Annotated in this window: 9 protein-coding genes; 3 read left to right on the forward strand and 6 right to left on the reverse strand. The window is 48.1% G+C overall.

Annotation, left to right across the window (positions count from 1 at the left end; translation table 11 throughout):
- Positions 1–137: 137 nt before the first annotated feature.
- From NEV57_RS06630 to ettA, 3 genes are read right to left on the reverse strand one after another with little or no spacing between them, the layout of a single operon-like run.
- The gene (locus tag NEV57_RS06630; protein WP_257657515.1) at positions 138–1,205 is read right to left on the reverse strand and encodes a response regulator; all 1,068 of its coding nucleotides are present in this window, start codon (positions 1,203–1,205) and stop codon (positions 138–140) included.
- A gap of 5 nt (positions 1,206–1,210) precedes the next feature.
- Positions 1,211–2,407: a PAS domain-containing sensor histidine kinase gene (locus tag NEV57_RS06635; protein ID WP_257657516.1), complete on the reverse strand. Its 1,197-nt coding sequence runs from the start codon at positions 2,405–2,407 to the stop codon at positions 1,211–1,213.
- Positions 2,408–4,087, reverse strand: coding sequence for an energy-dependent translational throttle protein EttA (ettA, locus tag NEV57_RS06640; protein ID WP_257657517.1), 1,680 nt, complete (start codon positions 4,085–4,087; stop codon positions 2,408–2,410). It lies immediately after the preceding gene.
- Between the two features lie 278 nt (positions 4,088–4,365).
- Between ettA and NEV57_RS06645 the strand changes: the two genes are divergently transcribed.
- Both NEV57_RS06645 and NEV57_RS06650 read left to right on the forward strand, forming a co-directional pair.
- A complete protein-coding gene (locus NEV57_RS06645) occupies positions 4,366–6,909 on the forward strand; it encodes an ATP-dependent Clp protease ATP-binding subunit (RefSeq protein ID WP_257657518.1) in 2,544 nt (847 codons plus the stop codon).
- Positions 6,910–7,073: 164 nt separating this feature from the next.
- Positions 7,074–7,499 (forward strand): hypothetical protein, encoded by a 426-nt coding sequence (locus NEV57_RS06650; RefSeq protein ID WP_257657519.1) that lies wholly within the window; start codon positions 7,074–7,076, stop codon positions 7,497–7,499.
- Between the two features lie 48 nt (positions 7,500–7,547).
- Here the strand turns inward: NEV57_RS06650 and NEV57_RS06655 are convergent, their stop codons facing one another.
- The 3 genes from NEV57_RS06655 to porD all read right to left on the reverse strand — a co-directional run bounded on the left by NEV57_RS06655 (position 7,548) and on the right by porD (position 11,198).
- Positions 7,548–8,363 carry an enoyl-ACP reductase FabI gene (locus tag NEV57_RS06655; protein WP_257657520.1) on the reverse strand — a complete coding sequence of 272 codons (816 nt, stop codon included), beginning with the start codon at positions 8,361–8,363 and terminating at the stop codon, positions 7,548–7,550.
- Between the two features lie 209 nt (positions 8,364–8,572).
- A complete protein-coding gene (gene recN / locus NEV57_RS06660) occupies positions 8,573–10,240 on the reverse strand; it encodes a DNA repair protein RecN (protein ID WP_257657521.1) in 1,668 nt (555 codons plus the stop codon).
- 34 nt (positions 10,241–10,274) lie between these two features.
- Positions 10,275–11,198 carry a type IX secretion system protein PorD gene (gene porD / locus NEV57_RS06665; protein ID WP_443686082.1) on the reverse strand — a complete coding sequence of 308 codons (924 nt, stop codon included), beginning with the start codon at positions 11,196–11,198 and terminating at the stop codon, positions 10,275–10,277.
- 87 nt (positions 11,199–11,285) lie between these two features.
- Between porD and NEV57_RS06670 the strand changes: the two genes are divergently transcribed.
- On the forward strand, positions 11,286–11,909 hold the full coding sequence (locus NEV57_RS06670) for a SprT family zinc-dependent metalloprotease (protein WP_257657523.1): 624 nt from the start codon (positions 11,286–11,288) through the stop codon (positions 11,907–11,909).
- The last annotated feature ends 13 nt before the right edge of the window (positions 11,910–11,922 follow it).

An 11,922-nucleotide genomic window follows, 5' to 3' on the forward strand; every position in this document is an offset into this window, starting at 1 on the left:
CATTCACACGGTAAAGCCGTTTTATGAGTATATGGTCACAAAGCTACATTGCCACCCGACGGTATCGGGTGAAAAGCATCAGTAAAAAATATGATTTTAGTTACATTCTGCCGGAACCAGGTTGCAGGAATCGGGTACTATTGCTTAATGTGCCGAAGTTTATGGATGGAATATATCCGGATGGCATTGCCTTCTTTAACGATCAGCCGTTCATCTTTAAAATCGGCCAGCATCCGGCTGATCGTTTCATTTGCGGTACCTGCCAGGGCGGCAAGGTCGTCTCTGGAGATGCGGATGGTACATTCGTCCTGTCCCGGTGCATCAATTGTCTTCTCCGCTACGGTAATCAGCGCATTGGCGACCCGTTTGCGTACGGAATGGTAAGCAAAGCCCAGTAACTGCTCTTCTTTATCACGGATATTACCTGACAGTAATTTAATAAACTTTCCTGCGATTGCGGGTTTGCGGTAAACCAGCTCCAAAAAATTCTCTTTGTCGATCAGAGCCAATTCCGATTCTTCGAGTGTTTCAGCATTGTCATTATACTGCTGTTGCAGCAGCAGCGACTCATATCCAAAAAAAGCATGCTGGATGTGAATCTCGGTAGAAAGTTCGCGGCCATCCAGGTAATACAGAAAGTTGCGTACTTTACCCCGTTTTATATAATAGATATAAAGTGGGGGATCTTCTTCCTGATAAATAAGCTGTTTCTTCCGGTAGGTTTTCACCCGTGCATTGCGGACCAGTTCATCCAATAGCAGATCCTGCTTATCATCGCTCAGGTAAAGTCCCTTTTTACTTACATCTGCTATTTCGCCGAGCTGTTTGCGTTTTTTCAGGCGGGTTTCAATCGCATTAAGTAATTCAACCTCATCAAACGGCTTGGTCAGGTAGTCATCAGCTCCCATTTCCATGGCCCGCCGCATATCCGCCCGTTCCGATTTTGCCGTCAGAAAAATAAAAGGTATTAGGGCTGTTTCTTTATGTTTTCCGAGCATGTGCAACACACCGAACCCGTCTAACTCAGGCATCATGATATCACATAGGATGATATCGGGCAGCTTGCTCAGTGCTTCGTCCACACCCGCTTTTCCATTGCAGGCTGTATATACCTTATAACCGGTAAGCTCAAGGATTTCCCGGGTGCCTTCGCGGATATCATCGTTATCCTCAATGATCAATACGGTTATTGGCAGACTGGACATGGCAGTTAATTCAGGTTTAGATTTTTAAAACTCAGCGTAATGACCGTCCCGTTGTGCAGGGCACTCTGGCAATTTACCTGCCCATCCATCAGCGCGACATACCGCTTAACGATATTGAGCCCCAATCCCGTACCTGGGATGTTACCCGTATTATTGGCCCGGAAGAATGGTTCGAACAGGCTCTTTTGATCTTCTTCCGGAATTCCGATACCATTATCCTTCACCGTAATGGTGCAGTATTCAGCAGTGATTTCCGTGTTAAACTCGATAAATGTATTCTCCCCGGAATACTTGATCGCATTGGAAACCAGGTTAATAATACAGTTTTTAATCAGGTTGGCATCCAGCGCAAATTCACCAACAGCCCCGGTATGCTGATATACGATATGTTGGTTAGACTTGCATATGAGCTGCATTTCTTCGGTAATCTCTTCGGCTAGCTGAACCAGATTAAGTTTTTCCTTATTCACCGCAACCTTTCCTGCCTCCAGCCGTTCAAGTGACAGGAAGTCATTCAATATACTGGTGAGCAATTGCACAGACCCTTTGATGCGTCCGGTATGTTTCAGCACATTTGCAACGTCTGGTTTTTCTACGTATTTCTCAATGAGCGATGCAGACAGTAATACCGAACTCAAAGGGGTACGGAATTCGTGCGACGCCATGGAAACAAACCGCGATTTGAGCTGATTAAGTTCCTTTTCCTTGGCCAGGGAAAGACTTACTTCGGATTTGGCTTTCTCCAGCTGCGAAACAAGCCGGATCAGGTCCTTGGTCCGCTCACTTACCTTATTTTCAAGTTCTTCGGTATAATGGAGCAGTTTTTCTTCAGCCTCCTTTTCTTTCGATAAATCGTGTACAAATCCGGTGAAGGCAGTCTTGTCCTCATAATGTACTTCACTGACCGCCAGCCTAAAAGGAAATGTACTTCCATCTTTCCGCCTGCCCCTGACTTCCCTTCCGATACCGATAATTTTCCTTACACCGGTTTCCAGGTAATTGCGGAGGTATTGATCATGATTGCTATGGTCCGGTTCGGGCATCAGCATGGATACGTTGTGGCCGATTACTTCATAAGCCTCATAACCGAAAAGGTGTGACGCTGCCGGATTGATCGACTCAACAATGCCATGCAGGTCAATAGTGATGATGCCATCAATGGCATTATCAATGATCGCTTTCAGTAGTCTCCCGGTATCCACTTAGGCCAGTTTTTTATACTTAATCCGCGTAGGCGCAACATCACCCAGGCGTTTTTTCCGGTTTTCTTCATACTCAGTATAGTTTCCTTCATAGAAGTAAACCTGTGAGTCGCCTTCAAATGCCAGTATATGTGTACAAATCCGGTCGAGGAACCAGCGATCGTGTGAAATTACCACCGCACAGCCGCCGAAATTCTCCAACCCTTCTTCCAAAGCACGCAACGTATTCACATCGATGTCATTGGTGGGTTCATCCAGTAAAAGCACGTTGGCCCCTTTTTTCAATGTAATAGCAAGGTGTACCCTATTTCGTTCGCCCCCTGAAAGTACCTGCACTTTCTTCTGCTGATCGGCCCCGTTAAAATTAAATTTCGAGACATAAGCGCGCGAGTTCATTGCACGGTTACCCAATTGGATGTTTTCATTGCCTCCGGTAATATTCTCCCACACCGTTTTTTGGGGGTCCAGATCATCGTGCAGCTGATCGACATAACCCAATGCCACCGTTTCGCCCACACGGAAAGTACCACCGTCGGGTTGTTCCTGTCCGGTAATTAACCGGAACAGGGTGGTTTTTCCTGCACCGTTTGGACCGATGATGCCCACAATACCGGCGGGCGGTAATGAAAAATTAAGGTTTTCAAACAACACCTTATCACCATACGCTTTGCTTACCTGCTGCGCCTCAATGACTACATTGCCTAAACGTGGCCCGGGAGGGATAAACAGCTCCAGTTTCTCTTCCCGTTCTTTGGTCTCCTCCGAAGCAAGTTTCTCATAATTATGAAGCCGCGCCTTTGATTTGGCATGGCGGGCCTTCGGCGCCATCCGCACCCACTCCAACTCGCGTTCCAACGTTTTCTGCCGCTTGCTTTCTGTTTTCTCTTCCTGAGCAAGCCGTTTTGCCTTTTGGTCGAGCCATGAAGAATAGTTTCCTTTCCAGGGAATGCCTTCGCCACGGTCGAGCTCCAGTATCCATCCGGCCACATTATCCAGAAAATACCGGTCGTGTGTGACCGCGATAACGGTGCCTTTGTATTGTTGCAGGTGCTGCTCCAGCCAGTCGATGGATTCAGCATCCAGGTGGTTCGTCGGCTCGTCCAACAGCAACACATCGGGTTCTTGCAGCAATAAACGACATAATGCCACCCTGCGGCGCTCGCCCCCTGACAAAGTGGCTACTTTTCGGTCAGACGCCGGGCAGCGCAACGCGTCCATTGCCCGTTCCAGCTTACTTTCAATTTCCCAGGCGCCTACTGCATCTATTTTATCCTGCAGTTCACCCTGCCTCGAAAGTAATTTATCCATCTCATCGGCATTTTCATACACTTCCGGCAAGCCGAAACGCTCGTTGATTTCCTCATATTCTTTAAGAATCGCCGTAATTTCGGATACCCCTTCCTCCACAATCTCCAGTACTGTTTTTTCAGGGTTCAGTTCGGGTTCCTGTGCAAGATAACCTACCGAATATCCCGGAGAAAACACAACTTCGCCCTGGTAGGACTTGTCCAAACCCGCGATAATTTTCAGTAAAGATGACTTTCCGGAGCCATTGAGCCCGATGACACCGATCTTCGCTCCGTAGAAAAAAGAGAGGTAAATATTTTTTAAAACCTGTTTCTGTGGCGGGTATATTTTATTAACCCCAGCCATGGAAAATATTATTTTTTCGTCAGCCATAGTTTAATTCCAAGAACTGCAAACTTAGCTAATTTGTTGCTATCATTGTACAAAAGATCGGTCCGAAAGCAACTTCCGTCATTCCCATCGGTTTAGCTGGCTTTAACGAAAGAATCGTCAGAATGGTGTAATAGTTTCAATGGCATCTACTGACAAAATGTTAGCCCCGTCCGTATGGCGCAATTGTTGATAAATGTTACATAAATAATTAAGGACACACGCGATAATTTTTATACATTTATCGCATCCTTATGCAATAAAAGAAAGGTACGACATTCATGGAAGCAAAATTTTCGCCTCGTGTAAAGGATGTGATTTCTTACAGCAGGGAAGAAGCCATCAGACTGAAACATGATTATATTGGCACAGAGCACCTGCTGCTTGGCCTGATTCGTGAAGGAGATGGTATGGCCATCAAGATACTGAAAAGCGCCGGCATTGACACCGTTGAATTACGTAAGTCCATAGAAGACGCCGTAAAGGGCTCCGCTATGTCCCGTGCGCCAATAGGCAATATGCCGCTGACGAAACAGGCAGAAAAGGTATTAAAAATCACCTACTTGGAGGCCAAAATATTCAAGAGCGATATTATCGGCACGGAGCATCTGCTTCTTTCGATCCTTCGCGATGAGGATAACATCGCCTCCCAGATCCTGCAGCAATTCAATATCAACTACGACGTATTCAAGGCCGATGTAGAACAGAATAAAGCTGGAATTACCGACCAGGCATCCGGCTCTACAGCAGGTGATGATGATTTTAAAGAAGAAGATCACTTTAACCAACCCAAGAAGGTTTCGGACATTAAATCAAAGACACCGGTACTGGATAATTTCGGGCGCGATTTGACCAAGGCTGCCGAAGATGGCCGTCTGGATCCTATTGTGGGCCGGGAAAAAGAAATCGAACGGGTTTCACAGATCCTTTCGCGCCGGAAGAAAAACAACCCCATCTTAATTGGTGAACCCGGCGTGGGTAAATCCGCAATCGCCGAAGGGTTAGCCCTGCGGATCGTGCAGCGGAAAGTTTCACGCGTGTTGTTCAACAAGCGGGTTGTTACCCTTGACTTAGCGTCGTTGGTAGCTGGCACGAAGTACCGCGGGCAGTTTGAAGAGCGGATGAAAGCGGTGATGAACGAATTGGAAAAATCACCGGACGTCATCCTCTTTATCGACGAAATCCACACCATCGTCGGGGCCGGGGGTGCGTCAGGCTCACTGGATGCATCCAATATGTTTAAGCCCGCCCTGGCACGTGGTGAAATCCAATGTATCGGCGCAACAACACTTGATGAGTACCGCCAATACATCGAGAAAGACGGCGCGTTGGATCGCCGGTTCCAAAAAGTAATGATTGAGCCTGCCTCACATGATGAAACGGTAGAAATTCTCAACCGCATCAAGGAAAAGTATGAGGAGCACCACAATGTGAATTATACCCCTGAGGCCATTGAAGCCTGTGTGACATTGACAACCCGGTATATTACGGATCGTTTCCTGCCCGACAAGGCCATTGATGCATTAGACGAAGCGGGCTCCCGGGTACACCTTACGAATATCCATGTTCCGCAGAGCATTATCGATATTGAGCAAAAGATCGAAGAGATCAAAGTAGAGAAAAACAAAGTGGTCCGCAGTCAAAAATATGAGGAAGCGGCCAAACTGCGTGATACCGAAAAGAAACTGCTGGAAGAGCTTGAACAGGAAAAAACAGCCTGGGAAGCCGAAACAAAAACCAAGCGGTATACGGTTTCCGAAGATAATGTAGCCGAAGTGGTATCGATGATGACCGGCATACCCGTGCAACGGGTAGGGCAGTCCGACAGTCAGAAGCTGCTTGGCATGGCTGACTCGATGAAAGGCCGTATTATCGGACAGGATGAAGCGGTTAAAAAACTCGTGAAAGCCATCCATCGGACACGTGCCGGTTTAAAAGATCCCAAAAAGCCTATCGGGTCGTTCATCTTCCTTGGACCAACGGGCGTTGGTAAAACGGAGCTGGCGAAAGAACTCGCCCGGTTTATGTTTGACAGTGAGGATTCACTCATCCAGATTGACATGAGTGAGTATATGGAAAAATTTGCCATCTCACGTTTAGTTGGTGCGCCTCCGGGATATGTAGGGTATGAGGAAGGCGGACAGCTCACGGAGAAGGTACGCCGCAAACCTTATTCGGTTGTGCTGCTGGATGAGATTGAGAAAGCACATCCGGACGTCTTTAACTTGCTGTTGCAAGTGCTGGACGAAGGTCAGTTAACGGACAGTCTGGGCCGTAAGGTAGACTTCAGGAATACGATTCTGATCATGACATCCAACATCGGCGCACGGCAGCTGAAAGATTTCGGTCAGGGAGTCGGGTTTACCACCTCTGCCAAAGCCGAACAGGCGGAAACGCATTCGCGCAGTGTGATTGAAAACGCTTTGAAACGGGCATTTGCACCGGAGTTCCTCAACCGGATCGATGATGTTATTGTGTTCAACTCCCTGGATAAGGAACACATCTTCAAAATTATCGATATCGAACTGAAGTCCCTGTTTGTCCGTATTGAAGGCTTGGGCTATCACATCAACCTGCTGGATGCCGCAAAGGAATTCATTGCTGAAAAAGGTTTCGACAGTAATTTTGGCGCCCGTCCGTTGAAACGGGCAATTCAGAAATACCTTGAAGATCCCATTGCAGAGGAAATTCTCAAAGGCGAAGTCACGGAAGGCAGTATGCTGGAAATTGACTACGACAAAGACAAAGAGGAGATTGTGGTTCATATCCAGGCTGGGGACGACAATAAACCCTCGGATCTGGCTGAAGAGAAAAAGGACGATTAAACCGAAGTGTCACGATCGGTAAAAGGCGTTCCGATTAAATCGGAACGCCTTTTTATTTTATTGTATCAAACATTGGTGCAATTATTGTGTTATATTCATCAACATAAAATGCGTCAGCTATGTATACAACAAGTGACGTAATGTAGACACATAACATATTCCGTATGAAAAGGCTTTTACTTCTATTTATCGGCGCATCAACCGCCGCCGCATTATCATCCTGTACCAAAACCGAGCTGGTTGAAAATACAGCGAATCGTTCATACGTGTACACCATTTTACAGAACCAATGGCAGTGGGATAATGGCGTTACGTACCAGGTATATTACGACAAGGCCATCCCTGCCCTGACAGATTATTATTTGCTGGAAGGCAGCGTAAACGTGGCCATCAGTTTTGATGATGAAGCAAGCTATGATATTCTGCCGACAACGTTCAATGGTGTGGCGTATTCTGTAAATTACACCGTTGGAAACGTAACCATCTATGCTGAGGATCCGCTCGCAGATTCCGAAATTGAGGTTCCCTTGCCTGAAAACGCTGTCGTAAAGGTAATCCTTTCCGAGGCGGATTTCGCAGGTGAGTTATAACAATAAAAAAGCCGGCAGGAGCCGGCTTTTTTATTGTGCTGTTATGTGTTATTTTTCCGTTCCCCCAAGCACGGCTTCACTGACGCCGGTAAAGGAGAATCCACCATCGTGAAAGAGATTCTGCATGGTAACCATTTTCGTCAAATCCGAAAACAGGGTTACCGTGTAATCCGCGCATTGGTCAGCCGAGGCATTCCCCAGCGGTGACATTTTCTCTGCATAGGATATAAAATCACCAAAACCTTTCACACCGGACCCGGCGGTTGTCTGCGTAGGCGATTGGCTGATGGTATTTATCCGGACATGCTTTTTAACGCCGTATTGATATCCAAAATTCCGCGTAATGCTTTCAAGCAATGCCTTGGCATCGGCCATGTCATTATAGTCCGGGAATACGCGCTGTGCGGCAATGTAAGTTAACGCCACGACCGATCCCCATGCATTAATGGCATCTTTTTTCATAGCTGTGGCCAGTATCCGGTGCAGGCTGATCGCAGAAATATCGAATGCCTTATGCATGAAATCATAGTTGTTTTCGGTATAATGAATGCCTTTACGTACGTTAATGCTCATGCCTACCGAATGGAGAATGAAATCGACCCCTCCGCCAAAATGTGCCAACGTCTGATCAAATAAGTTCTCAATATCTTCCGTGCTGGTTACATCGGCCGGAATAACCGGTGCATTATTGCACTCTTCCGCCAGTTGCTTAATCGTTCCCATCCGCAACGCCACCGGAGCATTGGTTAATACAATTTCGGCGCCTTCCTGCACACAGCGCTGAGCCGTCTTCCACGCTATGGATTTATCATCCAGTGCGCCAAAAATAATTCCTTTTTTTCCTTTCAATAGGTTATGGGACATATGCAATGGTTTTAAATTACTGTATCGCTATTGCTGATTGAAGCGGGTAAAAATACTGTTTTTTTTTTATTGTAGCGCTGTTTCCGCTTTTTTGAGAAATGGTATTGACGGACAGGCCGGTTTAAGCCCGATTATTCAACAAGGCTGCCGCGTGCTGCATTGCCGCTTCTCCCGGTTCAGCGCCGCTCAGNATTGACGGACAGGCCGGTTTAAGCCCGATTATTCAACAAGGCTGCCGCGTGCTGCATTGCCGCTTCTCCCGGTTCAGCGCCGCTCAGCATCTGGGCAATTTCAAGTACCCTATCGGCGGGTTGTAAGGGCATCATACCCGTGATCGTCTTGCCCGAGGATTCAGCCTTATACACTTTAAAGTGTGAATGCCCCCTGGCAGCAATCTGGGGCAAATGGGTAATCGCAATTACTTGCATGTTGCTACCCAGGCGCTCCATGATCTCTCCAACCCGGAGGGCCACTTCACCGGATATACCGGTATCAATTTCATCGAACACAATGGTAGGCAGCGCCGATGTTTGTGCTACCAACGATTTGACCGCCAGCATCAGCCTTGAAAGCTCACCACCAGAAGCCACCTTACCCACGGGCTGCGGATCTTGTCCTTTGTTTGATGTGAATAAAAACTGGATGTCATCGCCCCCGCTTTCTTTCATTGTTTCCGTTCCTAACGGCTGCAGGGCAACATGCAACACACCGTGGGGCATGCCTACGGTATGCAAGACTTCGCTTACCGTCTTCTCCACCATTGGAATCGCTGCCTTCCTAGCCTCACTGAGCTCGGCTGCGAGTGTCAGCAACCCAGCTTTAAGTTCTGCTACTTCACCCGTTAACCGATGCATCTCCGCCTCGTCGGCAGACCGCGCATGCAATTGCCCGCGCAGCGTTTCCCTTAACGTGATCAGCTCGGTCACACTGGACACGTGATGTTTCTGCTGTAACGCATATAGCTGGCTGAGCCGTTCGTTAACTTCAGTCAGACGGCCTTCATCCAACAGGACTTCCTGTTCCGTCCGACTGAGTTCCTCACCCAGGTCTTTCAAATCAATCAGGCTGCTTTGCAGCCGCGCGGCCTGTTCACCAAGGGCTGGCAGGTAGCGTTCGGCCTGCTGAAGCTGCTGCTGTGTTTCCCGGAGCAAGGCCAGTGCGTTAATTTCCTGGTCCCGAAGCGCATACAATGCATTGATCAGTCCGCGTTTGATCTCTTCGGCATGCTCCAATTGGCGCTGCTCCAACTCCAGTCGCTCCTGCTCATCGGCTTCCAACCGGGCGGCCTCCAGTTCATCATAAAGAAATTGATGGTAGTCGGCTTCTGCATTTGCCTGTTGCGTGGCTTCCTGTAATGCCTCCAACCGCGCCCACGCCTTTCGGTGCGCATGGAATTGATGTATATATTGCTGTCGCAGGGCCTGATTCTGGGCCACGCTATCCAATACCAGTAATTGAAATGCCGGTGTATTGAGCTGGAGCGTGGCATGCTGCGAATGGATATCGATTAACTTCTCGGCAAGTGCTTTAAGTACCTGCAGCGTTACTGGCGTATCGTTTACAAATGCGCGCGATTTTCCGTCGCTGTTGATTTCCCGGCGAATAATGGTTTCCGGATCGTAGTCAAGATCCTGCGCCACGAAAAAGTCCTGCAGCGCATAGCCGGACAGATCAAAAACACCCTCGATGACACACTTCCGGTCTTCATTGAAAAAGTATTGGCGTTCCGCCCGCTGCCCCAGAATCAGTGACAATGCACCCAAAATAATGGATTTGCCAGCCCCTGTCTCGCCGGTAACAATATTTAATCCGCTATCGAAACGAATATCCAGTGAATTGATCAGGGCATAATTGCTAATGGACAGGCGATGGAGCATAGTCTTCTCGGGGTTTGGTCAATGAACGGTACCGCTATCTACTGTTACGTAAATTTTCATATTTACTCGCATTGGCAGGATCAACCGCTGCCAAAATATTGTAGGCTTGCATCCGCTCCTGCGGGGCCAAGCCGCTGCATACTCCCACTAACTCGTCTGACTTCGCGGTAAAAAAGACCTGATTGAACACAGCACCCTGAGCCAGGCGGTCTACCTTTTGCAGCAGCGGCAACAGATTGAACACGGCTTTGCGGGCTTCCTGTGTGTTGTCAGCCATTTTATCCATTCCATCCAGGTAAAAGCTATATAGGAAATCACGGATAGGCTGATACCGGCGGTCCTGCAAATTGTTGACCAGCCAAAACCGGTTATTCGTTCCTTCCATGGAACGCCAGCCATTGAACCCGGTGTTCTGCGAGTAGTTCACAATGTTCTGTGCGGCCGCATAGAAAGGGGTGCCCCCGTTGTGGGCGAAGGTGTCCGCATCCAGCCCCACGATAACATACGCATAATAAGCCAGTAATGAGGTAAGATTTCCCATGAACTGCTGATCGGAATAATCCATTAGCTGTCCTTCGGTGTAGCTGAAATTAAAATTATCATCGGATATGCTCAACACCGGACTGTTGTAAGTGGTATTGTAAACCGGCCGGGTGGATATAATCTGTGCCTGTGCAGTGAAATTGGATGAGCCGTCCCAGGCTGTGATTGTGAGGACGAGGCTGCAGTCAATCCGCTCCTGGGGCCCTACCTCGTTGGTACTCCACGTCCGGTTGTTCAGGAAGTCCGAGATTGCCTTTTCCAGCACATCCAGCATTCGCTTGTTGGTGTTCTGTACCTGGGGAGAAAGAATTTGTACACGCGCATTAAGATCCTGAGCCATTGCGGCGCATGTAACTCCGATAAAAGTGACAAGCAAAACAAGCCGTTTCGCCCCTATATCCAATAGTCGGTTCATTGTTCAAAGATAGGGATAATGAAATAAAAAAGGCATAACCCCAACGACACGATAAATAATTGCCTCTTTTATCTTAAGTTTGCGTCCATGCCGGACTACAGTAGCGCACTAAGCAAATACCTGCCCCCGATGGCAGCTCCGGTAATCTCCCAATGGATTAACGACAATGCGTGTCGCTTCCGGGTCAGCCGCAACCGTGTATCCAAATTTGGCGATTACCGTCCGCCTTATGGAAAGCATGGGCATCGCATATCGGTGAATCAAAACCTCAACCCTTATGCATTTCTGATCACTACCGTACACGAATTTGCCCACCTGAAAACGTGGAATACACACAGGAACCTGGTGAAACCACATGGATCCGAGTGGAAAGCAAATTTCAGATTGCTCATGCAGCCCTTTCTGCAGGCAGCGGTATTTCCGGCGGATATCCTCACCGCACTCACCGCCTATATGGATAATCCGGCAGCCTCCAGCTGTGCAGACGAGCACCTGTTCAGGCGACTGCGGGAACATGACGACCCAGACAACCGGTTCCAGACGCTTGATCAACTTCCCGATAATGCACTTTTCTCCATACAGGGGGGGCGCGTTTTCCAAAAGAAAGAGCGGCTGAGGAAACGCTACCGGTGCATTGAGGTGAAAACCCTGCGGGCATATTTGTTTCAGCCAATGGCCGAAGTCCGCATGTTGGGCGGTAAGGAGGAATAAGAAGTAAAGATAT

The organism is Parapedobacter lycopersici, from assembly GCF_024643285.1.
Lineage (GTDB): Bacteria > Bacteroidota > Bacteroidia > Sphingobacteriales > Sphingobacteriaceae > Parapedobacter > Parapedobacter lycopersici.

Bases quoted from the DNA above. Each gene is read 5' to 3' on its own strand.
- NEV57_RS06630 (WP_257657515.1), bottom strand. From the start codon at position 1,205: ATGTCCAGTCTGCCAATAACCGTATTGATCATTGAGGATAACGATGAT.
- ettA (WP_257657517.1), bottom strand. From the start codon at position 4,087: ATGGCTGACGAAAAAATAATATTTTCCATGGCTGGGGTTAATAAAATA.
- NEV57_RS06645 (WP_257657518.1), top strand. From the start codon at position 4,366: ATGGAAGCAAAATTTTCGCCTCGTGTAAAGGATGTGATTTCTTACAGC.
- NEV57_RS06650 (WP_257657519.1), top strand. From the start codon at position 7,074: ATGAAAAGGCTTTTACTTCTATTTATCGGCGCATCAACCGCCGCCGCA.
- NEV57_RS06655 (WP_257657520.1), bottom strand. From the start codon at position 8,363: ATGTCCCATAACCTATTGAAAGGAAAAAAAGGAATTATTTTTGGCGCA.
- recN (WP_257657521.1), bottom strand. From the start codon at position 10,240: ATGCTCCATCGCCTGTCCATTAGCAATTATGCCCTGATCAATTCACTG.
- porD (WP_443686082.1), bottom strand. From the start codon at position 11,198: ATGAACCGACTATTGGATATAGGGGCGAAACGGCTTGTTTTGCTTGTC.
- NEV57_RS06670 (WP_257657523.1), top strand. From the start codon at position 11,286: ATGCCGGACTACAGTAGCGCACTAAGCAAATACCTGCCCCCGATGGCA.